The sequence below is a fragment of the Paralteromonas sediminis genome (genome assembly GCF_003820355.1).
Taxonomy (GTDB): domain Bacteria; phylum Pseudomonadota; class Gammaproteobacteria; order Enterobacterales; family Alteromonadaceae; genus Alteromonas_F; species Alteromonas_F sediminis.
This window is the reverse complement of the sequence record NZ_RPOK01000002.1, coordinates 792745-817442: the sequence shown is the minus strand read 5'-3', so window position 1 is coordinate 817442 and position 24698 is coordinate 792745. Positions and strand designations below refer to the sequence as shown.

The 24698-nt window shown below is 45.8% G+C and carries 16 protein-coding genes; 13 read left to right on the top strand and 3 right to left on the bottom strand.

What is annotated here, in order from left to right; all coding sequences use genetic code 11:
* Positions 1–279 precede the first annotated feature (279 nt).
* Genes DRW07_RS08925 through DRW07_RS08915 form a run of 3 tightly spaced genes read left to right on the top strand, consistent with a single transcriptional unit; the run spans position 280 to position 5445 of the window.
* Complete coding sequence (locus DRW07_RS08925) at positions 280–2622, top strand: EAL domain-containing protein (RefSeq protein WP_124027522.1); 2343 nt, start codon at positions 280–282, stop codon at positions 2620–2622.
* Positions 2623–2682: 60 nt separating this feature from the next.
* Complete coding sequence (putP, locus tag DRW07_RS08920; protein ID WP_124027521.1) at positions 2683–4176, top strand: sodium/proline symporter PutP; 1494 nt, start codon at positions 2683–2685, stop codon at positions 4174–4176.
* Between the two features lie 21 nt (positions 4177–4197).
* Complete coding sequence (locus tag DRW07_RS08915; RefSeq protein WP_124027520.1) at positions 4198–5445, top strand: glutamate-5-semialdehyde dehydrogenase; 1248 nt, start codon at positions 4198–4200, stop codon at positions 5443–5445.
* 3 nt (positions 5446–5448) lie between these two features.
* On the opposite strand, the gene DRW07_RS18615 is transcribed toward DRW07_RS08915, so the two are convergent.
* Positions 5449–5577 (bottom strand): hypothetical protein, encoded by a 129-nt coding sequence (locus DRW07_RS18615; protein WP_377923178.1) that lies wholly within the window; start codon positions 5575–5577, stop codon positions 5449–5451.
* Positions 5578–5850: 273 nt separating this feature from the next.
* On the opposite strand from DRW07_RS18615, the gene nhaR reads away from it, so the two are divergent.
* The 5 genes from nhaR to nlpI all read left to right on the top strand — a co-directional run bounded on the left by nhaR (position 5851) and on the right by nlpI (position 11120).
* A complete protein-coding gene (gene nhaR / locus DRW07_RS08905; protein ID WP_124027519.1) occupies positions 5851–6753 on the top strand; it encodes a transcriptional activator NhaR in 903 nt (300 codons plus the stop codon).
* A 68-nt stretch (positions 6754–6821) separates the two neighbouring features.
* Positions 6822–8984: a polyribonucleotide nucleotidyltransferase gene (gene pnp, locus DRW07_RS08900; RefSeq protein ID WP_124027518.1), complete on the top strand. Its 2163-nt coding sequence runs from the start codon at positions 6822–6824 to the stop codon at positions 8982–8984.
* Between the two features lie 70 nt (positions 8985–9054).
* Positions 9055–9357: a DUF1244 domain-containing protein gene (locus DRW07_RS08895; protein ID WP_124027517.1), complete on the top strand. Its 303-nt coding sequence runs from the start codon at positions 9055–9057 to the stop codon at positions 9355–9357.
* Positions 9357–10133 (top strand): hypothetical protein, encoded by a 777-nt coding sequence (locus DRW07_RS08890; protein ID WP_124027516.1) that lies wholly within the window; start codon positions 9357–9359, stop codon positions 10131–10133. Before DRW07_RS08895 ends, DRW07_RS08890 begins: the two co-directional genes overlap by 1 nt.
* A gap of 81 nt (positions 10134–10214) precedes the next feature.
* Positions 10215–11120, top strand: coding sequence for a lipoprotein NlpI (gene nlpI / locus DRW07_RS08885; protein ID WP_124027515.1), 906 nt, complete (start codon positions 10215–10217; stop codon positions 11118–11120).
* A 1303-nt stretch (positions 11121–12423) separates the two neighbouring features.
* Here nlpI and cysZ read toward each other — a convergent pair.
* Positions 12424–13197, bottom strand: coding sequence for a sulfate transporter CysZ (cysZ, locus tag DRW07_RS08880; protein ID WP_124027514.1), 774 nt, complete (start codon positions 13195–13197; stop codon positions 12424–12426).
* 123 nt (positions 13198–13320) lie between these two features.
* Between cysZ and smc the strand changes: the two genes are divergently transcribed.
* From smc to ligA, 3 genes are read left to right on the top strand one after another with little or no spacing between them, the layout of a single operon-like run.
* Positions 13321–16776 carry a chromosome segregation protein SMC gene (gene smc / locus DRW07_RS08875; protein ID WP_124027513.1) on the top strand — a complete coding sequence of 1152 codons (3456 nt, stop codon included), beginning with the start codon at positions 13321–13323 and terminating at the stop codon, positions 16774–16776.
* A 15-nt stretch (positions 16777–16791) separates the two neighbouring features.
* The gene (gene zipA, locus DRW07_RS08870) at positions 16792–17970 is read left to right on the top strand and encodes a cell division protein ZipA (RefSeq protein WP_124027512.1); all 1179 of its coding nucleotides are present in this window, start codon (positions 16792–16794) and stop codon (positions 17968–17970) included.
* Positions 17971–17981: 11 nt separating this feature from the next.
* Positions 17982–20027 carry an NAD-dependent DNA ligase LigA gene (gene ligA, locus DRW07_RS08865; RefSeq protein WP_124027511.1) on the top strand — a complete coding sequence of 682 codons (2046 nt, stop codon included), beginning with the start codon at positions 17982–17984 and terminating at the stop codon, positions 20025–20027.
* On the opposite strand, the gene DRW07_RS08860 is transcribed toward ligA, so the two are convergent.
* On the bottom strand, positions 20020–20553 hold the full coding sequence (locus tag DRW07_RS08860) for a DUF2062 domain-containing protein (protein WP_124027510.1): 534 nt from the start codon (positions 20551–20553) through the stop codon (positions 20020–20022). The two genes, ligA and DRW07_RS08860, sit on opposite strands and share 8 nt — an antisense overlap.
* Positions 20554–20592: 39 nt before the next feature.
* Here DRW07_RS08860 and DRW07_RS08855 point away from each other — a divergent pair, with 39 nt between their 5' ends.
* Together DRW07_RS08855 and msbA are read left to right on the top strand one after the other, a co-directional pair.
* The gene (locus DRW07_RS08855) at positions 20593–22899 is read left to right on the top strand and encodes a DNA internalization-related competence protein ComEC/Rec2 (RefSeq protein ID WP_124027509.1); all 2307 of its coding nucleotides are present in this window, start codon (positions 20593–20595) and stop codon (positions 22897–22899) included.
* A 43-nt stretch (positions 22900–22942) separates the two neighbouring features.
* Positions 22943–24697, top strand: coding sequence for a lipid A export permease/ATP-binding protein MsbA (msbA, locus tag DRW07_RS08850; protein WP_124027508.1), 1755 nt, complete (start codon positions 22943–22945; stop codon positions 24695–24697).
* Position 24698: the final 1 nt, after the last annotated feature.

Genomic DNA, 24698 nt, shown 5'->3' with positions numbered 1-24698 from the left:
TGCGTATTTCAAGGTATATGAGGGTGAAGGGCGCTTTCAAGTCCCGCTTTCCGCACCAAACAAAAGAAGCCAGGTCCTTTGTGACTTGGCTTTTTTGTTTCTCTTTTCTCCTAGTCGACCTTTAGCGTTACCATAAGTACAAATTTGTACTAGGATTTTTGCACTGTTGTGGGTAGCATGGCTATATGCTAAATGACAAATTGTGTTTGTATACCGAGTGCTTAAGTCTAAAAACGATAGCGTAGAGACACCCCAAAATAGGGGCTGGGAGACAATTCTATGGATTTAACTCTACGACAGAGTTTGTTCAGGCTGTTGTTTTGGAGCATCGTTGTCACCGCCGTGGTGATCCTCGTTAATGTTTGGACCTCTACGGCAAAGATGGTTGACGAGCAACTGGCTAATCGTCTTGTGGTAGCCAATAATGTCTTTGAGCGAGTATTGGAAAATCGCTCTGAAATTCTCTCCAGTTCGGCCACTGTGCTGGCCGGCGATTTCGGCTTTCGTGGTGTAGTTGCTGATGTGGCTAAAGGTGGAGACACTGCCACGCTAAACAGCAATCTTCGCAGCAACGCAAGGCGAATAGACGCCGATGTCATGGCGCTGTTAGACATCAATGGGTTTGTAAAAACCAGTGAACCCAGTATTTTCACTTCTGGTTCGTTATTTGAATTTGAAGATGCAGTGAATGCGCTACTGGAAGACAACAATGAGAATACTGAAGCAATAGGTATCGTCAACGGCAGTTTGTATCAGATGATACTGGTCCCTGTCAGAGCACCCACGATCAAGGGTATTTTGATTGTAGGCTTTGAGATTGACGGCAGTTTTCTTACCGATTTAAGTAATATCATCCAAGCTGATCTCATTGCATATCAGGCGGGAAGGGCACTAACCGATACCCCTGTAAAATCCCTCATTGCGACATCGTTGACAAAGGAAAGTGCAAATAAGTTGCTGGGTCGTGCTCAATCCGAGGTCAATTGGATTGATGTGACGCTGGAAGGTGATAAACCTTATGTATTGAGAAGTCTCACCTTAACCGATGACGCAGAATCGAATGTGAATATCGCTATTGCCGCAAATGTTGGTCCACAATATAAAAGTTTCACCCGCCTTCAGGTGTCAATATTGACGATTTCTGTAATCGCCATGTTCGCTTCCTTAGGTGTGTCTTTGCTTGTTTCAAGGCGGATTACAGAGCCTTTGTCTAGCTTGATTGAAGGCGTCAAGCGAATTGCCGCTGGTGACTATGGTAAGTCACTCGATGTGTCGGGCCGCTTACAGGAAATCCGGCATTTAGCCAGTGCTTTCTCTACCATGCAGGAGAGCATTGCAAGCCGTGAAAAACGCATTCGTTATCAGGCTCAGCACGATGACCTTACTGGTCTGTATAACCGCACTCACATTCAAACATTGATCGGTGAAAAGCTCGAATCAGGCGAGCATATTCAGGTAATTGGCTTGAATATTGTTGGTTTTCGACAGATTAATGATTTATATGGCTATGTAAATGGCGATATATGTTTGCAGCGTATCTCCGAGCGCTTAACGCGCTGGCCGGGAGAAGCTTCCAGACTGTCCGGCAGCGATATGATTTGGATCCCTGAGTCTCCCTTGGATGAAATTAAACTAGAAACACTTAAGTACATTTTAGAACAGCCTGTCGAAACAGAGGAGCTGTCCATTCCGATAAAAGTAAGTCTTGGTATTATGGACCTGCCTGACGATGCAGATAATGCAGAGCTTTTGTTTAGGCGAATGAACATTGTGATTGATGCCGCTAAAAACGAGAGCAGCTGGCTGGCCCGGTACAGCGACAATATAGAGTCACGATATTTGCGCAGGCTCGATATAATTACCGAGTTAAAACGAGCGCTTATTTCAGAACAGTCTGAGCTTTCTATGGTCTATCAGCCAAAGATCGATTTACGCAGCAACACGGTAAAAGGTCTTGAAGCCCTGATTAGGTGGAACAGCAAAGAACTCGGTTTTGTGCCTCCGGATGAGTTTATTGGCATAGCTGAACAAGCAGGCCTGATTGAAATTGTGACTGAATGGGTTATCAACCAGGTAATCGTGGATACCTCAACCCTTCGAGAAGCTGGTCATCCCGTGAGTATTGCGATTAATTTGTCTACGCAGGATGTGGAAAACAGTGCTTTATTGGGCCGTTTTTTCGAGAAACTGGAACAGTTTGAACTCAATAGTAGTGATGTTCAGATCGAAGTGACTGAAAGTGACTTGGTTGCCGACCAAAATCTGGCAATTCAAAACTTGGATGCTCTGCGTGAACGCGGTTTCAAAGTTGCAATCGATGATTTTGGAACGGGTTACTCGTCACTGGCCTATTTAAAGGATTTACCGGTCGATGTCATTAAAATCGACAAAAGCTTCGTGCTTAATTTGTCGAAAAGTATTGAAGACCAGCAAATTGTCAATACTGTGCTCAAGCTCGCAGATTCGTTTAACCTCGAAGTGGTTGCAGAAGGCGTCGAAGATGAAGTGGCGTTGAGCTTACTCTCAGAGTGGGGGTGTCATTACGCTCAAGGTTATTTTATTAGCCGTCCGCTTCCTTTGCCCGATTTATTAAAGTGGTTTGAACAGACTCCTTACTGTTGATCTCTTGGTGTATTGTCATGATACTGTTGCGCGTCAAAATAATTAAAGGGTGCAGTACGGATGTCGGTAGAAGGATATTATTCTTTAGCGTTGTATTTCATAGTGATGTTGGCAATCGGCCTGTTTGCCTACCGACGTTCAACCAGTGATATTTCTGGATATATTTTGGGAGGGCGCCAGGTAAGCCCTCAGGTGACTGCGCTTTCCGCAGGTGCATCTGATATGAGTGGTTGGATGTTAATGGGGCTACCTGGAGCTATGTTTGCTGCTGGCTTTGACGCTGTCTATATTGGTATCGGTCTAACGTTGGGCGCACTGGCTAACTACCTCTATGTCGCACCTAAGCTGCGGCTTTACACTGAGAAGGCCGATGACGCACTAACGCTACCTGCTTTTTTTGCCAATCGATTTGGCCATAACGCCTTATCGATACGTATTGTCTCAGCGGCCATCATTGTACTTTTTTTCACCTTGTATACATCTTCCGGTTTAGTTGCAGGGGGAAAGCTTTTCGAATCTGCTTTTGCTATTGAATATAAGCTAGGTATCGCAATTACTTTAGGTGTGGTTGTTGCCTACACTATGCTAGGGGGCTTTCTTGCGGTTAGTCTGACTGATTTTGTTCAGGGTTGCATAATGTTTGTGGCTCTGGTGCTTGTTCCAGTAGTAGCATTTTTGGAGTTTGATTCTTTCGCTCAGATGAACAGCGCCGCTTTTGCATCTATCCCAGACGTGAACACCTCGCTTCAAAATCTTACTGTGTTGGGATTGATCTCGACCTTAGCCTGGGGCCTGGGCTATTTTGGTCAACCGCACATTATTGTTCGTTTTATGGCGATCCGGTCGGTAAAAGATGTCAGCACTGCAAGAAATATAGGTATTTCATGGATGCTCGTTACTTTAGTGGGTGCACTGGCGACAGGCTTTGTGGGTGTTGCGTATGCAAATGAGTTTGGCTTAACGGTCTCTGATCCTGAAACGATATTCATTGTGTTGTCTCAGTTGTTATTTCACCCGCTCATTGCTGGCTTTTTGATGGCGGCAATTCTGGCAGCCATAATGAGCACCATTTCTTCACAACTTTTGGTTTCTGCCAGTTCGTTGACTGAAGATGTGTATCAGGTTGTTGCTAAAAAATCTTTGTCACCAGAGCGCACTGTAATGATTGGTCGCCTTGGTGTATTTGGCGTTGCAGTGGTTGCCATGCTGCTGGCATTGGATCAGACCAGCACGGTATTGTCACTGGTAAGTAACGCCTGGGCCGGCTTTGGTGCGGCCTTTGGGCCTCTCGTTCTGTTTTGTCTGTACAGTAAGAGCCTGACTCATAAAGCCGCGCTAACAGGTATGCTAAGTGCGGTGGGAACCGTTCTTTTCTGGATTTATGTCCCTGTGCTTGATAATGGACAAGCGCTTAGTAGTGTTATGTACGAAATTGTTCCAGGTTTTATGGTGAATACAGCAGTGCTTTGGCTTATGTCTAAGGCAGATAAACAAACTGATGAAAGCGTATTAGCAACATTTGATGATGTTCATGCTGACACAACACAGTCTTAAACGTAATTATATAGGTTATTGATGTCTATTGTTTCTGAACTATCCAAACAAGCACATGAAGCAGCGTCTGTGCTCGCAATGCTCTCTACAGACCAAAAGAACGCGGTGCTCACGGGTATGGCCCAAGCGTTGAGAGCGAATCAAGATAAGATATTAAGCGTTAATGAATCTGAAGTCGCTCGAGAGCAAAACAATGACCTCAGTGCGGCGATGCTTGACAGACTTACGCTAACGGCACATCGCGTAGAAGAAATGGCGGCGGGTATAGAGACGTTAGTGTCATTAGAGGATCCGGTAGGTAAACTTCGGCACCTGACCAATAGACCTAATGGCATAGTCGTAAGTAAAATGCGGGTGCCGCTTGGTGTTGTTTGCATGATCTATGAGGCCCGGCCAAACGTGACTGCCGATGCGGGCGCGTTGTGTTTCAAGTCAGGGAATGCCTGTATTCTCAGAGGCGGAAGGGAAGCATTGCAAACCAGCATGAAAATCGCTGAAGTTTTGCAGGGCGTCTTAGTCGATCATGGTTTACCCAAAGCATTAATTACGGTGATACCAAATCCTGATAGAAGCTTGATGCACGAGCTGATGCAGCAAAGAGATTATATCAATGTCATTATTCCCCGTGGTGGAGAGGGACTTATCAACTATGTGACTGAGCACAGTAAAGTACCTGTTATTCAACACTTTAAAGGTGTTTGTCATTTATACATCGACAAAGATGCAGATCTGGAGATGGCAGTGTCTTTGTTAGAGAACGGTAAAACACAGAGAACCGGCGTCTGTAATGCGCTTGAGGGGCTTATTGTACACCAATCTATCGCGGCCGATTTCTTACCTCTGGCAAGTGCTTTGTTTAAAAAGCACCATGTAAAAGTTAACTGTGATGCTGCGTCACTCGTTTTTTTTGAGGGAGCGCGAGAGCTTGATGCTGAGGCATTCGGTGAGGAATATTTAGGCCTTGAGATAGCCGTAAAGCAAGTTGAATGTTATGCAGATGCACTGGACCATATCCAGCGCTTTGGCAGCAATCACACGGAAGTCATCTGTACTAAAAATGAGCAGCGGGCAGACGATTTCTTGCGTTCAGTAGACGCTTCCGTGGTTATGGTTAATGCCTCGTCTAGGTTCTCTGATGGCGGTCAGTTGGGGTTAGGCGCAGAAATCGGTATTGCAACCACTAAGTTACATGCATACGGCCCCATGGGCCTCGAATCATTAACCACAGAAAAGTTTGTTGTCACCGGTTCGGGTCAGGTAAGAGCGTAATTACTACTGCCATTGTCGGGTTGGGGTAAAGTGCCCACTGAGAAATGCCATTTGATCGGCGAGTATACGTCGGTTCTTCAGATAAAACTTTTCGTAAAGGTTGGGTTCAAAAGGCACTGCGATAAGTGGCATATTCGCCTCTTTCGCTTCTTCTGGCGTTAGGGCTCCTTTGGCATGGTTGCAACGGGCACAAGCCGTGGCTACATTAGTCCAGGTGTTTTGCCCCGTGCATTATGAATTCATTCTCACCCAATTCAAATATGGCTTTGTTTTGGGCATACAAACGCGCAGCTTCCTCTTTGGTGAGCCATCCCTGTGGCTTGCCACCTTTTTGATCGAAAAAAGTGAACAATCAGCCCCTCTAACTAGTATATAAAACTGATAATTAAATTTTGAGTGTTAAACATGGCAGACAGCATTAATTATAAGCATTTACACTATTTTTGGGTTGTTGCAAAAGAAGGAAGTATTGCCAAGGCAGCAAATCGTTTACATATTACCCCACAGACAATAAGCGGTCAGTTGGCGCTGCTTGAAGACAGACTCAATCAGCCGCTATTCGACAGAGTGGGAAGAGGGTTGGAGTTGACTGAGACAGGTAGACTGGTGCTTCGGTACGCGGATGATATCTTTGCGTTGGGCAAAGAGCTTTCTGATGTACTGAGAGGCTCCGTCGTGGCGGGTGGTTCTGAATTTATCGTGAGCGCAGCCAGTACGATCCCCAAGACAATAGTGTATAAGATGCTGGAGCCTGCTATTCGCGATTGCCCAGATATCACTTTGACGTGTAAAGAAGGCCCGATCGAGAGCATTCTTGCCGAGCTGGCGGTTCATGAAGTAGACATGGTTTTATCAGATACGCCTCTCAGTGCGGCATACAGTGTGAAGGCCTTTAATCATTTTTTGGGTGAATGTGGTGTGTCTTTTTTTGCACTTCCTCCTTTGGCGCAAAAACTTGGCAGTGACTTTCCGGCCAACCTAAATAAGGCACCTATGCTAGTCCCCACTCGCCAATATGCGATCAGGCAATTGTTTGATATTTGGGTTTCTGAACATGAAATCGTACCCGAGATTAAAGGCCAGTTCGATGACAGTGCTCTAACCAAGGCATTTGGTCATACCGGGTTAGGTGTCTTCATGATGCCCAGTATTGTCGAAGAGGAGGTCTGTGAGACATATGCTGTTGAAGTTATAGGAAGAACCGACGAAATCAAGCATCGGTTTTACGCTATTTCGGCTGAAAGAAAGGTAACTCACCCAGCTATCAGTGCAGTTTGTGATACTGCGCGCGATGAAATCTTTAACTAAGGGAGTTTCACAGCTATACTATGCGCCGCGTTAAAAAGCGATAATATTAAATTTGAAAAGGACATAAAGTGACTCCTATTACAACATCGTTTCAGTATGGACAGCATACTGTCACACTTGAAACTGGCGTAATTGCACGTCAGGCTACCGCAGCTGTTATGGCAAGTATGGATGACACCTCGGTACTGGTTTCTGTTGTTGGTAAAAAAGAAGCCAAAGCAGACCAAGATTTTTTCCCGTTAACGGTAAACTATCAAGAGAAGACCTATGCCGCGGGTAAAATCCCAGGTGGATTCTTCAAACGTGAAGGCCGCCCAAGCGAAAACGAAACTCTGATTGCGCGTTTGATAGACCGCCCAATCCGCCCTCTATTTCCAGAAGGGTTTAAGAATGAAGTACAAGTGGTTATCACCGTTGTGTCTTCTAACCCCGATATCCCAACTGATATTATTTCGATGATTGGTACATCGGCAGCACTGGCAATTTCTGGTATCCCATTTAATGGTCCAGTAGGCGCAGCTCGTGTTGGTTACAAAGACGGCGAATATATTTTAAATACGCGTACAGAGGAACAAGCCTCCTCTGAACTTGACCTTGTTGTAGCCGGCACAGAAAGTGCGGTTCTTATGGTTGAGTCTGAAGCAGACGTACTTTCAGAAGACGTTATGCTAGGCGCAGTTATGTTTGGTCACGAGCAAAGCCAGACTGTAGTTAATGCAGTTAAAGAGTTCGCTGAAAAAGCGGGTGTAGAGGCGTGGGACTGGCAGCCAGAACCTGAAAATACTGATTTGAAAACCAAGGTCAGTGAACTTGCCAAAGAAGGCATGACGGCTGCTTATCAGATTTCTGACAAGTTAGCACGTAAAGATGCTGTTACTGAGGTGACCGAAAAAGCGTTGGCAGCGTTGCTTGAAGCAAATCCTGAACAAGATATGAAGGAAGCATCGGATATGCTTCACGATCTGGAAAGCGACGTTGTTCGTTCTCGCATTTTAGCGGGTGAACCACGTATCGATGGTCGTGACCCCGCTATGATCCGAGCGCTTGACGTGGCAACTGGCATTTTGCCGCGTACTCACGGTTCTGCATTATTCACCCGCGGTGAGACACAAGCATTGGTTGTGGCGACTTTGGGCACCGAGCGTGACGCGCAAATGATCGACGAATTACAGGGTAAGCGTGACAGTCGTTTCATGCTGCACTATAACTTCCCTCCATACTGTGTAGGCGAAACAGGCATGATAGGCTCGCCAAAACGCCGTGAGATCGGTCATGGTCGATTGGCTAAACGTGGTATTCAGGCAGTTATGCCTAGTGAAGAAGAGTTTCCGTATGTGGTACGTGTGGTATCTGAAATCACAGAATCAAACGGTTCATCGTCAATGGCTTCTGTCTGTGGTACATCATTGGCTTTGATGGACGCAGGGGTGCCCATTAAGGCATCTGTTGCGGGTATCGCGATGGGCTTGGTAAAAAGCGATGATAATTTCGTTGTATTGTCAGACATCCTAGGTGATGAAGATCACTTAGGCGATATGGACTTTAAAGTGGCGGGTACTACAGACGGTATTACTGCACTGCAAATGGACATTAAAATCGAAGGCATCACAAAAGAAATTATGCAAATCGCATTGAAGCAAGCGAAAGAAGCGCGACTGCATATTTTGGGTGTCATGGATCAGGCAATCAGTGGCCACCGCGAAGAAATGTCCGAATTTGCACCACGTATTTATACGTTGAAAATTGATCAGGACAAGATCCGTGATGTTATCGGTAAAGGTGGTGCAATGATTCGTCAAATTACTGAAGAATCAGACACCAATATAGAAATTGAAGACGACGGTACCATTAAGATTTTTGCAACAGAACGCGCGAAAGCTGACATTGCTATTGGCAAGATAGAGCAAGTGACTGCAGAGATTGAAGTGGGCAAGACTTACAACGGTAAGATTACGCGCATTGTTGATTTTGGTGCGTTTGTTGAAGTACTTCCGGGTAAAGAAGGCCTCGTACACATTTCACAAATTGCGCATGAACGCGTAAATAAAGTGACCGATTACCTTGAAGAAGGGCAGATGGTTGACGTGAAGGTCATGGAAATTGACCGTCAAAACCGTGTGCGTTTAAGCATAAAGGAACTGCTTGAAAAGCCTAAGGCTGAACCTAGGGAAGAGCCAAAGGCAGAGTCAAATGAACAGGCTTCATCTGAAGACGCTGATTCACAAGACTAAGTAAAAGCCTTGCGTTGGTTAATTTGAATAAAAGGGCGGTTTCGCTCTTTTATTGTTTTTGGAGGTCCTTATGTCGGACAAACAAACGAACATTGAAGCTGCTGTTTTCAGACGATTATTGAACCACCTTGACAACAACAAGGATGTGCAGAATATTGAGCTTATGCTATTGGCCGATTTTTGCCGGAATTGTTTGGCAAAATGGTACGTGTCAGCTGCTGAGCAGGAAGGCGTGGACATGGATTATGAACGAGCCAGAGAAATCGTCTACAAGATGCCTTACAGCGAGTGGAAAGCTAATTATCAGGGCGATGCGACACCAAAACAGCTTGAGGCACTCGCGGCTAAACAAGCTAACAAGGGCAAAAACTAATGAAACAATTGGCCACTTTGTTGTGTTTATGCATGATTTCTGTGGCCAGTGCCTCTACCAAAGAAAAGACGACCTATACGGTTGGCGCTCAGGATATCGCCTATCTGCCACATTATGATTTCGACAATGAGGTAGAACGCGGAGCGATCTGGCGCCTACTAGAGTTATATGCAGCAGACCGACAAATAGAATTCGAATATGTTGCTTTGCCTATTAAACGGCTTCACAAAGCGCTGTTAGCAGGCAGTATCGACTTTGTATTTCCAGATAATCCTAAGTGGTTTAATCAGCAATTTAAAGGTGTAAAAAAGCACTATAGCAACGCGTTTTACGAAGTTTTAGGTGCATCATTCGTGCATACCTCTGATTATAATTTGCGCATAGATGACGTGGAGCGTTTGAGTGTTCCATCAGGTTTTTCGCCTGTTTTCTGGCAGAGCAGAATCGACAGGGGTGACATCATGTTACTGGAAACTACAGACGCGGTGGCGGCATTGCGTCTCGTGGTATCAAAACGAGCACAGGTGACCGATCTGGAATATTCAGTTGTTGAATGGCACAAAAAAAACCACCCTGATTTTACTGATATTCGCATGTCGCCTTTTTTACCTCATGATGTGGTTGCTTTTCATTTGACGACGGTTCACTTTCCCGAATTACTGGCAGATTTAGACGCGTTTTTACTTGAAAATGCAACGCTTCTTAAGCAATTAAAACAGCAATACGGCATCATTGATGCTAGAAAGCAAGCCCGCTTGATTTTTAAAATGCAATAGACTTACACCTTGCAAAAGGTACCTTCGCGTCATGGAATAAGGTAGACTCATAGTCTCAATTGTAAAATCACGTAGGTGTAAATGTCTCTTAGACCCTTGGTTTGCGGCCTTTTTTTATCTTGTAGCCTGTTGTCAGGTTGCACGACAACACCTGAAGCAACGGCAAAGCGGCCATCTCAATCCCAGATGGGTAATCTACTACTCGCCGAACCCGCGCCCGTTGATCCGCGCGCGCAAATGGCGATTGCGCGATATTCATTCATTCTGCAACAGCAAGACCTTAATGCTGAAGATAAAGCAGAGCTGCACTATCAACGGGGCCTACTTTATGACAGTGTTGGGCTCACCGGTTTAGCAAGTTTTGATTTTAACCAGGCATTAGAGCTGAAGCCAGATATGGCGGCTGTATATAACTCGCTGGGAGTACACTATATACAGCGCAGTGAATTTGAGCAGGCTTACGAAGCATTTGATTCAACACTGGAGATTGATCCTGAGTACGACTTCGCTCTGCTCAATAGAGGTATTGCCCTGTATTATGGCGGGCGAGCAGCATTGGCGGTTAATGATTTGGCGTCTTTTATAGAAAAAGACCCCTCTGACCCCTTCAGAATAATCTGGGCCTATATCGCGCTTCAGGAGCTTGATCCCATCCAGGCGCAACAAAAATTGGCCATATATAGACAGGCGTTAGACCCCCAGCATTGGGCCAATGGGCTGGTATCTTTGTTTCTGGGTGAAATGACAGAAAATGAAGTATTGATAAGCCTAGTAGATGGTATTACTAGTCAGCAGCAGCTCACTTACAGACTATGTGAAGCCTATTTTTATCTGGGTAAATATCATCAGGCATTGGGAAATTTTGGTAAGGCACTGAGCTATTTTAAGCTTGCTCTGAGTACCAATGTGTTTGAATACGTCGAGCACAGATATGCAAGATTGGAACTGGCACGCGTCAGAGAAGCGAGAAAAGTTCAGAACCAGTGATGAAGTTATCTTTTGCTATCAAAGCGGTCCCGCTTTGTGTTGTTGTGCTAATTGCACTGTATTCAAGCGTTAGCCACTCACCTGACAGTATCAAATTCAACCTCAACGGAGAACTGGCGCCGTCTGCGCGACTGCAATTGAACTGGCTTGCTGTTGAGTTAGCACTGGATGGTGCTCGCACGCAGTTACGACAAAACGCGTTAGAGGCCAATGCTAACTATTGGTTGGACCGTCTACTGGCAACGGGTGATGCTGAGTCAGCCTGGCAGCGTTACCAGGCTAATCCAGACGCTCCGCAGTCACTGCAGTGGCTGTCTATGGCTGCCAACAGTAATATCGCTGCAGCCCAATATGCATTCGCACTGTTACAAACTCATCCACAAACAAAACAATTGTGGCTTGAAAAGGCGGCAGAGGCGGGCTTACCTGAAGCTCAGGTTGCTTTGGCCGATTGGCATCTCATTCAACAGCAAAATGAACAGGCGTTTCCATGGTTGGTTAGGGCGGCTGAATTTGATCCGCGGAGTCAAACCACATTGGCCAGAATCGTGTGGGATAGGGGTGAGCAAAAACGCAGTATTGAACTCTTGTCAAAAGCCGCAAGCCTTCAACATGAACCAGCCATAGCGCGGTTGAACATGATAAATACGTCACCGCCACGTGCAATTAAGGACACGATCAACTTCACTTTTGACGAACAGGTATGTCACCAGCGAGTAGGCGTTATTGCAAACGGTATTGAATCTATGATGACGGCTATAAAACAGGTGCACAAGTTCAGGCAAGACGAACGTTTTTCTGATCTGGGGATCTGTTTATCCGATCCGATATGGTTTTCCAAACCACTTGAATGTGATGTTAACTGGAATGACGAGCGTCGGTTAGGGTGTGATATCAATCCGCTTTCAGAGTCTTTAATAAATAGTTCAGCGACACATCTCATCGTCGTTGCCCAACTGGGCAAAGCCAACGCGCAAACCGGTGTGATGTTTTTGGATGCCGCCGATGAGTACAGTGTGCTAGTCCATGAATTGGCGCACTTTGCCGGCTTTGTTGACGAATATGCGCTCAATAAACGGAATGCAGATGCCTATTGTGGAAATATAAAAGCGACTAACCTGGTGTTTGATGGGGTGATTGCCTACTCATCAATGGAACAGGTGAGTATGTGGCAACGTAACCCTTTCTACACTGGTATTTATAAGTCCAATACCTGTAAGCAAAGTGATGTTTCCGCATACAAACCCGTCGGTGGCATGACGTTTATGGAGCATCATGACACCAACAATATTCCTGCTATGTATCAGTCATTATGGCGGGGTGTACTCATCGCTACGTCAGGGGATAGGCCTTTGGTACGGTATCTGTCAACAAACAATGCGGTCGCGCCGCAAACCGCTACGGGCATAACAACGAGGTTGAGTAGTGGGATGAATGAGCAAATACTCACAGCCATACCAAATGAGACATTTCTAATACGCTCTGATTTTAATTGATTGCGCATATCATCAAAGCCAATTTTGTGATTGTCAAAAGGGTAATCACAATACTGTACGGCCATCATCCATGCGCCAAATAAAAACCAAATTAATTGGCCAATCAGCGGAATAAAGAGTAAACAAAAAAGACAAACAAGCGCTCGTGGCAGGTAGTAAATCAGTTTTACTATTTCGCGTTTCACCATTCTTGGCACATCCTTGAGCAGTGCCATAAAACCATCATCACCTAAAGGTTGCTGTGTCAGGTGCCGTTCTACTTTCTCGGCAAGAAGGCCATTGAAAGGGGCAGCAAAGATATTTGCCAATGTGCCAAATAGAATGGCAAAGAGTAGGAGTGAGCTGATGATAGCCAGTGGCCACAATACAAAGGCTAGTGCCTCTTTAAACCACCCTAACCACTCTGGAATAAAGCTCATAAGCCAAGTAATACTTTCACCTAAATTTGCCAACAACCAAGAAAAGGCAACACCGAACAAAATCAGGTTTACCGTCATGGGGATAAACACAAACCGTTTAAGGCCCTTAGTGCGAATAAGGGTAAAACCCGATATAAAATAATGAAAGCCGCCGTGCTCCACATTCAACTCCTCTAACGTACTGTATTACCAGTTTAATCACTCAGGCACGCGCTGCCAATTCTGAATTGTTACCAACCTTGAACTTTGTTACATTCAGTTGATTACAACAATAAATGTGCGTTAATGCGTCTAAAGCGGATCAAGCTTGCAGGGTTTAAATCCTTTGTAGAGCCTACCTCTATACCTTTCCCAGGTAGCATGACTGCTATCGTTGGGCCAAATGGATGCGGTAAATCCAATGTGATTGATGCCGTACGATGGGTATTGGGCGAAAGCTCTGCGAAAAACCTGCGCGGTGATGCCATGACTGATGTTATTTTCAATGGCTCCACGTCGCGAAAACCTGTCGGACAATGTAGCGTTGAACTGGTCTTTGATAATGCCGAAGGTCGCTTATCAGGTGAATACGCTAAGTACGCTGAACTCTCTGTAAAGCGTCTAGTGACACGCGACGGTCAATCAACCTATTTCCTCAATGGTACCCGTTGTCGCCGGCGCGATATTACGGATCTATTCTTAGGTACGGGCCTTGGCCCTAGAAGCTACGCCATTATTGAACAGGGCATGATCTCACGTCTTATTGAATCAAAGCCACAAGAGCTACGCGTTTTCATCGAAGAAGCAGCAGGGATATCTAAATACAAAGAACGTAGAAGAGAAACTGAAACACGAATTCGTCATACCTTAGAGAATCTTGACCGGTTGTCGGATGTTAGGAGTGAGCTGGGTCAGCAACTAGAAAAACTTCAGCGACAGGCGGCAGCAGCTGAACGCTATACCACACTGAAAAAACAGGAAAGACAGCTGAAAAGTGAGCTGGCAGTCATTCGCTATTTAGGCTTAAACGAAAAAATACAACAGCTTGACAACAAGATAAAGCAGAGTGAAAACGAATTTGAAGCCTTGAAAGCGCGTTACCATGGCGACGAAGCTGGTATTGAGACGTACCGTGAAAAGCAACGTCAATTGAACGTTGCTATGGACGATACACAACAAACGGTTTTCAAGCTCGCCACACAAATCACGCGGGCTGAGGAAGCCGGTCAGTATCGCGAACAACGGATTAAGCAGATTGATGCCTTGCACCAGCAATTGGTGAGCAAAGTAGAGAAAGGTACCGAAGAAAAGACGCTGCTCGATGCGCAGCTATCTGAAGCGCGATCTGAGTTAGATGCCTTGTTACCTGAGCAGGCCTTGTTGGCTGAGCAAAAAGGCGAATTACAAGCCCGCCGAGAAGACGCTGAAGAGGCATTGCAGTTATTTACTGAAAATCGCCGTCAAAACGATGAGCGTTATCACCAGAAAAAACGCGATGCACAAGCGTGTCATGGCAAGATCCAGTCAACTATGTCCATGCAGATGCGGACACAACAACGACTGAGAGAGTTGGAAGAAGAAAAGCGCACTGCGACCGATGAAATGTTAGTCGCGCAGTCAGAAAGTTTGGAAGAGCTTAAGTTGCAGGCTAAGGAAGAGGTAGATAGCTGCAAAGCCGATGTTGAGCGTGTAAAAGAGAAAGTCACTGTTCAACGCGAAAAAGTGCAACAGGCTGAAGACATCAAGGCAAGTGCACAGGCTTTATGCAACAAACATCAAGCAACGATAGATGCGCTGGAGGCACTGCAACAACAACAAGATATCGACCATGAGTTTTTGCCACTTTGGCAATCGCTGACAGTTAAACCGGGCTTTGAGCCATTGGTAGAGCAAGTCTTGGCGCATTGGGGGGAGCCACTTATTACGTCATCAATGGCGGTGATAACCGATGATAGCCCAGCAGATACCCTGCCAAACAGCAAGCGAGTGGTGTTTTCTGAGGCTTTTACCAGCCAAAAACGGTCTGGAACGCTTGCCGAACAGTGTGATTCAGTCAGCGTGCCTCTGCTATTCAATCACATACACTGTGTTGATGAAGATGAGGAGGCATTTTCGCTTCTGCCATCAATAGAGGCAGAGGAAAGTGTCATTGCACGATCAGGGTTATGGCTAAGCAATGAATGGGCTATTTTTGGGGCTGGACAGCTGGCGAGCGGGGCACTGCAAAGACAAGCTAAACTCACTGAGCAATACCAATTAAAGAAAACGTCTGAAGCAGCTTTAGACCATGCTGAGCAAGCATTGCACAGCGAGCGCTCGGCGCTTGCAGATTTAGAGAAACAGCTCGATGCAAGTAATACCGCTCTGAGCCACAGTCAGGCCAGCCTAGCTGATGTTACGCAGCGTCACGGCCTTGTTGCCATGCAAGTGGAACAGAATCAGGCAAGGGCCACAAAGCTAGATGAGGAGCTGGAAAAGCAAGCGGCATTGTTAGAGCAAGAGCAAATGCAACTTGAAAAATTGTCTGAAAGTGTTGAATTACTGGAAGCAGAAATTTTCGAACTCGAAACAACCCAAGATGATGTTGAAAAGCAGCTTGCAGACTTACAGTCTCAAGTGAGTCAGGCGCGAACGCAATATGATGTTGTTACCCAATCTAATCACGAGACTACGCTCAAAGTAAATGCACTGACTCAACAGGTTGATCATGTGCAGCAGTCTGTAAGCAGACTGCAAAGTCAGTTGCAGGAATGGAAGGATGAACAATCGCAATTGGCTGAGGAAAAGCTGGCACTGTCGAATCCGGTTGAATCAGACGATGAACAGCTTCAAGTGTGGTTAGCAGCTCGTGCCGAAGCAGAAGAGCAGCTACTAGTGCTTCAGCAGCAAATGTCTGAAGTAGAAGCTTGGCTGAGTAAGGCACAACAGGATCAACAAGGGATCCAACGAGAGATGGAGGCACAATCTTCGATTAAGGAAAGTCTCAATCTTGAAGCTGAAGGCTTCAGGGTAAGAGCCTCAGGGGTGTTAGAGCAGCTCAAGGAAACAGGACATACGGTCAAAGAGACCATGGAAACGTTGCCCGAGGATGCACAAGAAAACACGTGGCAGCAACGGCTTGAGCAGACCACCGCTTCCTTAAAACGCTTGGGTGCGGTTAATTTAGCTGCGGTTGAAGAATACAAAGTCCAGGCAGAGAGAAAAAAGCATCTTGATGATCAAAATGATGACCTGAACGACGCACTTGAGACGCTACAATCCGCCATAAGAAAAATAGACAAAGAAACTCGAACACGGTTTAGCACCACATTTGACCAGGTTAACAGTGATTTAAAATCGCTTTTCCCCAAGGTATTTGGAGGGGGTTCAGCCTATCTCGCGTTGACTGATGATGATCTACTAGAGACCGGTGTCACGATAATGGCAAGACCGCCGGGCAAGAAAAATAGTACAATCCATCTGCTTAGCGGTGGAGAAAAAGCGCTGACCGCTTTATCATTGGTGTTTGCAATTTTTCGGCTTAATCCCGCACCTTTTTGTTTATTGGACGAAGTTGATGCGCCGCTGGATGATGCCAATGTGGGAAGATTTTGTAACTTGGTGTCTGAAATGTCGAATTCAGTGCAGTTCATTTACATTACACACAATAAAATAGCGATGGAAATGGCCAGCCATTTAACAGGTGTTACAATGGCCGAGCCAGGCGTTTCTCGCATGGTTGCAGTAGACGTAGACGAAGCCGTATCCATGGTACAGGCCTAATTAACTGGGAAAATAATGGAAGAGTTACGAATTGCTTTTTTAGTCATAGGTTCACTTTTTATCGTAGCGGTGTTGGTGCACGGGATTTGGAAAATGCGCAAACAGTCCGCTTCAAGGCAAGAGATGCACTCTGCGCATCAGGCACGTATTGAACCTAAAACGGCTGATGACGAGGGCTTTGATGAGCTCGGGGTCGGTGCTGTCCGAGTGATCTCTGAACCCGTGTTGACACAAAAGCCTGATTCCGAACCAGAAGAGCTAAACGCCATATATGAAGACGAGGAAGACGAGGAAGAAGCCGAAGACACGGAGCAGACTAAAGCGCATCTTGATATCGAGCCAGAACAGGAAAATGTTCAGGGGCCGGTGTATGCCAGTGTAGTGTCTCAACCCAAGCCGCATTTGAATGTGCACAACTCGGCTTCAAACAAAGACAATGGCGAAGAGGATATTCCCGAGCCCCCCGAGTTTTTGCTTCAGGAGTCTGCCACATCTGAGCCTGCAACATCTGCAAAGAAAGAGACGCCGCAGTTTGACTTATCGCACTCAGACAATGCGCAACCTGCAATGTCAGAAACAGAGGCGAGTCCTTCTAAGCGGACATTGAAAAAGCGCGTTTCAAGAAAACGCAAAGAGCCAACATTGGGCGAAGATCAGATGAGAATTGATTTTGATGAACCCAGTTTCTCTGCCGTTGACGAACAACCTGTAAGTGCCTCTATTGAGCCCGAAGTGGCTGCGCAGCCAGAACCCCAAGAACAAGAGGTTTTGGTGTTGAACGTTAGAGCAGGCGAAGAAAATCCATTATCAGGCGCTGCGCTACTACCGCTTTTGCTAACCTTGGGATTTAAGTTTGGTGAACAGGACATCTTCCACCGTCATGTGAACGCAAATGGAAAAGGGCCTGTGTTATTCAGTCTGGCGAACATGGTGAAACCTGGCGTGTTTGAGCTGGACAACTTAGAGAACTTTACTACCCCCGGCATTTCATTGTTTATGGTATTGCCGATTGAGGGCGACCCGCATCAGGTATTCAACATGATGCACAACGCTGCACGAAAAATTGCCGATGAATTTGGTGCGCAAGTTCTCGATGGAAGACGTTCAGTGTTGACCAAGCAAGGTGTTCAGCGTTACAGCGAAAAAATCAGAGAGTTTGAGCGACAGCGCATTATCGCTCGCAGTTCCAATTAGGTTATACCCTCATGACATTATCTTTTGAAAGTGCGGCTCAACGCGTGGACGAGTTGCACACGTTGCTGCATAAATACAATGTTGAATATTACGTCAATGATGCACCCAGTGTCACTGATAGTGAATATGACAGGTTACTCAGAGAGCTTCAGAATATTGAAGCTGAATATCCCTCGTTAAAGACGGCTGACTCGCCGTCACAAAAGGTAGGGGCGCAGCCGCTTTCGGCTTTTGAACAGGTTACGCATAACGTGCCTATGTTGTCTTTAGACAATGCATTTAACGCAGAAGAGCTCACGGCGTTTACAAAACGGGTTGCTGACAGACTGAAAAATGACAATGAATTGTCATTCAGTTGTGAACCCAAGTTAGACGGTTTGGCAGTGAGTATTATTTACGAAAATGGTGTGCTCATACAGGCTGCTACTCGAGGGGATGGCCTAGTAGGTGAAAACATAACAGAAAACGTGAGAACGATTGCTAACGTGCCTTTGAAACTTTCAGATGCCACTTATGCGTTACCTCAAAGGCTGGAAGTTCGTGGTGAAGTCTTTATGACTAAATCGGGTTTCGATAGCCTGAATGAAAGTCAAAAGCGCACGGGTGGAAAAGTGTTTGCCAACCCTCGTAATGCGGCGGCAGGCAGCCTGCGCCAACTTGATTCGCGTATAACCGCCAAACGTCCTTTGCGCTTTTACGCCTACTCGTTGGGAGAGGTGAGCAGTGATTTGAACCTTCCTGATAAACACAGTGAACGATTGCACTTATTAAATCGCTTTGGGCTACCCCTTTGCCCAGAGGTCAGTGTGGCAGAGGGTGCGCGAGGCTGTCTTGATTATTATGAAGAGATTGCACAACAGCGTATAGCCTTGCCGTATGACATTGACGGAGTAGTGTTTAAAATCGATGACATTGCGCTTCAGGAGCGGCTGGGTTTTGTTGCTCGGGCGCCACGTTGGGCAATTGCACAAAAATTCCCTGCGCAAGAAGAGATTACACAGTTAGTTGATGTTGAATTTCAAGTGGGCCGAACGGGGGCAATTACCCCTGTTGCAAAATTAAAACCCGTATTTGTCGGTGGGGTCACGGTGTCAAATGCTACCCTCCACAATCAGGATGAAGTTGAGCGATTGGGTGTAAAAATTGGTGATCACGTTGTCGTGAGGCGTGCAGGCGATGTCATTCCTCAAGTGGTTTCTGCGATACTTGAGAGACGGCCAGAGGATGCCGTTTCTATCTGCTTTCCTGTTTCGTGTCCAGTCTGTGATTCTCATGTCGAGCGTGTGAAAGGCGAGGCTGTATTGCGTTGTACAGGCGGTCTGTTTTGTGGTGCTCAGCGCAAGCAGGCTATAAAACATTTTGCGTCCAGAAAAGCCATGGATATAGATGGACTCGGCGATAAGCTGGTGGATCAATTAGTGGATGCCGAGTTAATTGCCACGCCCGCTGATTTGTTTGGTCTTACCCTTGAGCAGTTAATCTCTTTAGAGAGGATGGGGGAAAAGTCAGCAACAAATTTGTTGAAAGCATTGGAACACGCCAAGACAACTACACTGGAAAAATTCATTTATGCACTGGGTATTCGGGAAGTGGGCGAGGCTACTGCACACAACTTGGCCACGCATTTTACGTCGCTTGAGCATCTTGCAGAAGCCAACAAAGAACGACTTATCGAAGTGCAGGATGTTGGAGAGGTTGTTGCTGCTCATATCGTCAACTTTTTCTCTGAAGAACACAACACACAGGTTGTAGACGGTCTTATTCAAGCCGGTGTATCTTGGCCTGCAATAGAGCAAGTTGCACGCTCAGAAGATTTGCCAATGGCAGGGTTAACTGTGGTGCTCACAGGTACCCTTTCAAAACTATCAAGAAGCGATGCAAAGAGCTTGTTGATGCGGGCTGGAGCAAAAGTCACAGGAAGTGTGTCTGCGAAAACTGATCGGCTTATTGCTGGTGAGGCTGCCGGTTCCAAATTAACCAAAGCACAAGATTTGGGCATTGAAATATGGGATGAAGCGGCATTAATCACTTTTTTAGAAGGACAGGGGCTTATTTAGCCCTTTTTTCTATTTGTCTGAGCCTTTGTCTGTGTTGCCACGATTTTCTGACCGAGTAACGCCACGTCCAGTTTAGGCCATAGTAACCCGCTACACCTGCAATAACGCTGCAAATAAAACATCCTAATAAGAACGCAGGGCCGATTGTACTGACACTGTTCATTAGCCAGGTCCAGCTGAGTTCAAATTGAAATCCTTTTGTCTGAACACCAAGCACAGTCGCACCTATTTTATAAGCCGCATAAAATAGAGGCGGCATGGTAAAAGGGTTGGTTATCCAACACGTCGCGACAGACAGCGGAAGGTTTACACGCAGTGGAATAGCAACGGCCGCAGAAAGCCACATTTGAAAAGGGACTGGCCAGAATGCGAAAAATAATCCAATGCCAAACGCACCCGATGCAGATTTGCGGTTTAGATGCCAGAGATTTGGGTCATGCAATAGAGTGCCAAAGACACGTAGAGCCTTGTTTTCTTTCACCGATTTATGGTCGGGCAAAAAGCGTCTTATGAACTTCTTTGGCATAGCCACTCTTTTGTCTTTAGATGGACTAGGTAATAAACAATGCTAAATGCATGGGGTAACGCTTTATCTGGGTTCATTATCGTCGCACTAACGTCCCAGTTCTGGCATGTCTTACCCACTCAGACTTTTTTATTAAGTATAGGTTCACTGCTGATTTTGCTTATTGCCTTGCACGATCGCTTGAAAAAATACTTAACGCCCTTTTTCCCGTATTTCGCAGGTGGGACAATTGGGTTTATCTGGTTCGCGAGTGTAGGACATTGGTATGCCGGATGGCAACTACCAAATACAGAAATTCAACAAGATGTCACAATTCAAGGTGAAATTTTATCTGCGCAGCATCATCCGGCCTCCAGCAAATACACAATCGCACTTAACACCTTGCATCATCGCTTAGCCAAGGGCAATGTGAGAGTGAGTTGGTACAATACTGGAATTCACTTCCAACGCGGTCAGCAGGTGCAATTATGTGTGCGTCTTAAACCGTCACACGGCCTGCAGAATCCTATGGGTTTTGACTACTGGCGTTGGTTGGTCAGTGAAAGCATTATTGCTACGGGTTATGTCATCCGGTGTGATAAAAACGCGCTACTTCAACCTGTAAATGATCTTGCTTCAACGATAAGCGCGCGGTTACAAAAACTGGCGTTGCCAGGCGAAAAGTGGGTGAGAGCACTAATGCTTGCTGACAGAAGTCAGTTTGATAAAGCTGATTGGTCTTTATTGCAACGGTTTGGCCTGTCTCATCTATTCGCACTTTCCGGCCTTCATATGGGCATTGTGTTTGCTATTTGCTGGTGGGCGTCGCAGTTTGTCTGGTTTGCAATTGGGAAATTTCACCGCCAAAATGCTTCCGTAAATATAACCGCGCCTGTGTTATGGTCGACGATAATCGTCTCGGGTGGCTATGTGGTACTTTGCGCGATGCCATTGACCTTGGTCAGGGCTTGGTGTGGCATGTCTGTTGTGAGTCTGATTATCAGCAGCAATGCTTACATTTCGCCTTCTCAGCTGCTTAAATGTGGCTTGGCGATATGTTTGATGCTATTTCCTTTTTCGATTTACGGCATCAGTTTGTATTTGAGTTTTAGTGCTGTTGCCATGATTTTGTTGTTGCTGTGGCTACAAGACAAGCCCAAAGCCGGCTGGCTACCGAGTCTGCTGACACTACTGAAATTGCAGATAGGTTTGTGCAGTTTGATGATGGGAATAAGTGCGTTGGTGTTTGGTAATATTTACTGGCTAGCACCTGTTGCCAATATCTTTTTTATTCCGATTATTACTTTTTTGATCGTGCCAGCATGTTTCATTAGTCTGTTATTACTTCTGATTTACCCTTCTGCAGCAGACATAGTGTTGCAGCCAACCTCTTACGCGCTAGTGTTTTTAATTGACCTGTTACAAAGCATGAATGCGCTTTATTGGCGAGTTCAGCCCGATTGCCAACCGTTAGTCGTCTTATATTTTTTACTTTTTCTACTTTTACTGCCTCGGTTTTCTTATCAACGCAGGCTAATGTCCTTAATCGCTATATGCGCTGTTTTAACCTTAATGCGCACTCAAAGCACGCCATTTGAAGACAGCTCTTGGACCCTTGAAGTATACGATGTCGGACAAGGTAATGCCTTGGTCGTGAGAGCAGCAAACACTGCTATGTTAGTAGACACTGGACCGAGTTATCCCAGTGGGTTCAGTATGGCTGAGGCAGTATTACAACCGAACTTACAGCGCTTTTACCCTAATGTATCCTTGATGGGGGTGCTTACCCATTTTGACAATGACCATGCTGGAGGCAGCGAATACTTGATGGAGTCTGGTTTGATCAAACACTGGCGCTCTCCTGATGGAGGGTGTCAACGTGGCGATCGGTGGCGCCTTGGCCAAGTAAACGTCCGAGTATTGTGGCCTACATCAAAGGCAACCAAGTTTACGCCCAATAATCGTTCTTGTGTGCTCATGGTAGAAGATAACGGCATTCGTATACTTATTCCCGGTGATATTGAAGCTGAGGCCGAGCAACAGTTACTGGCATTAGGCGATGACTTGTCCGCCGATATCCTTATTGCACCGCATCACGGCAGTAAGACTTCATCGACTTCCCCCTTTATAAATGCTGTTTTACCCCAATATGTTGTATTTACAACAGGGTATTTAAATCGCTGGCACTTTCCTCATGATGAAGTTGTTACACGTTATCAGAAGGCTGGCGCTATTATTCTTAACACGGCGTTAGACGGTTTTGTTCGATTCGAGCTCAACAGCGCTAACTTCGGAAGGCCAATAAACGTTGTAACTGCCAGAGCAAATTTACAACCAAGGTGGTATAAGTCGCTATCAACGAATTGATTAGGTAAACTTACCCCTGCAACGATAACAACAAGCTATAAATATGCATCAAGAACACGGTAGTGTCGAACACAGCAAAAGCAATGCTCGGCGATTTTTGAGTTATCTCAAACCTTATAAATTCCTATTTTTCATTGCCACTATTGGTATGGTCGGCTATTCGGCGTTAGATACTTTTGTCATTGCGCAACTACAGCCCATCATAGACGACTCACTTGCCAACAAAGACTACAGCTATTTGCGATTAGCGGCTTATGCCATCGTACCTTTGTTTATTTTGCGTGGTGTTTTTAACTTTATGGGAACCTACACACTGAACTGGATAGGGTCCCAAGTTGTCATGAAAATGCGTCAGCAATTATTTGAAAAATACATTCATTTGCCCGTTTCATTCCACGACAAACAGTCTGCTGGCACACTAATAAGCAAAGTTACCTATGACACCGAACAGGTAGCGGCCGCAGCGGGTAGAGCGGTCCTTATCGTTGTGAGGGAAGGGGCGCTCGTTCTCGGATTACTGATTGCCATGTTTTATTATTCTTGGCAACTCTCTCTAATTTTTTTACTCATCGGCCCAGTCGTTGCGATCATTGTGTCATTTGTCAGCAAACGATTTAGGAAAGTGAGCCAAAATATTCAAAAAGCGATGGGCAATCTGACCACTGCGGTTGAGCAAGCTGTTAAGGGACACAAAGTAGTGTTGATGTTTGGTGGGCAGAAGCTTGAACAAGACCGGTTTGCAGAGAAGAATAACACCAATCGCCAGCAAACTATGAAGCTGGCCGTCACACAAATTCTCAGCGTGTCATCAATACAAGTGATCGCATCTATTGCACTGGCTACGGTACTCTTTATTGCCAGTACGCCGGGTATGGCAGAGCAATTAACAGCAGGCATATTTATCAATGTCGTTATCTGTATGGTGATGTTGTTAAAACCGCTTAAACAACTCACCACAGTTAACAATGAGTTGCAAAAAGGACTGGCCGCTTGTGGCAGTATTTTTGCGGTGCTGGATGAACAGAGCGAGTCTGATCAGGGTTCTTATGCCCCTGAACGCATTGAAGGAGACATCCAGTTCAAAGGTGTAGAATTTACTTACCCAGACACGCAAGAGCCTGTGCTCAATCAGGTCGCTTTCCATGCCAAGCCTGGTCAAAGTATTGCCCTTGTTGGGAAATCAGGCAGTGGTAAATCTACGATTTCGTCTTTGTTAACACGGTACTACTCACCGCAATCAGGCGTGATTGAAATCGATGGTAAAGATATTCAGTCTTATAAACTCACCGCGTTACGACAGCAGTTTGCTGTTGTGTCTCAGCACGTTACCTTGTTCAACGACAGTATTGCAAACAATATCGCCTATGGGTCTTTGCATAAAGTGAGCCGTCAAGATATTGAAGAGGCTGCACGTATTGCTCATGTGACTGAATTTGCAGAAAGTTTAGAAAAGGGCTTAGACACAGTGGTTGGCGAAAACGGTTTAATGCTTTCAGGCGGTCAGCGCCAGCGCATTGCTATCGCCCGTGCATTATTGCTTAAAGCGCCTATTCTGATTTTGGATGAGGCGACGTCGGCGCTGGACACGGAATCAGAACGATTTATTCAGGACGCAGTGGAAAAACTGCAACAACACTGCACCAGTATTGTCGTAGCACACAGGTTGTCGACCATTGAAAATGCTGATCAGATTCTGGTGATAGACGAGGGTAAGGTGATAGAGCAAGGGAAACACGCTGCGCTGCTCGAGAGCGGCGGTGTTTATGCACAGTTGCATGCGTTGCAGTTTGGAGACTGAC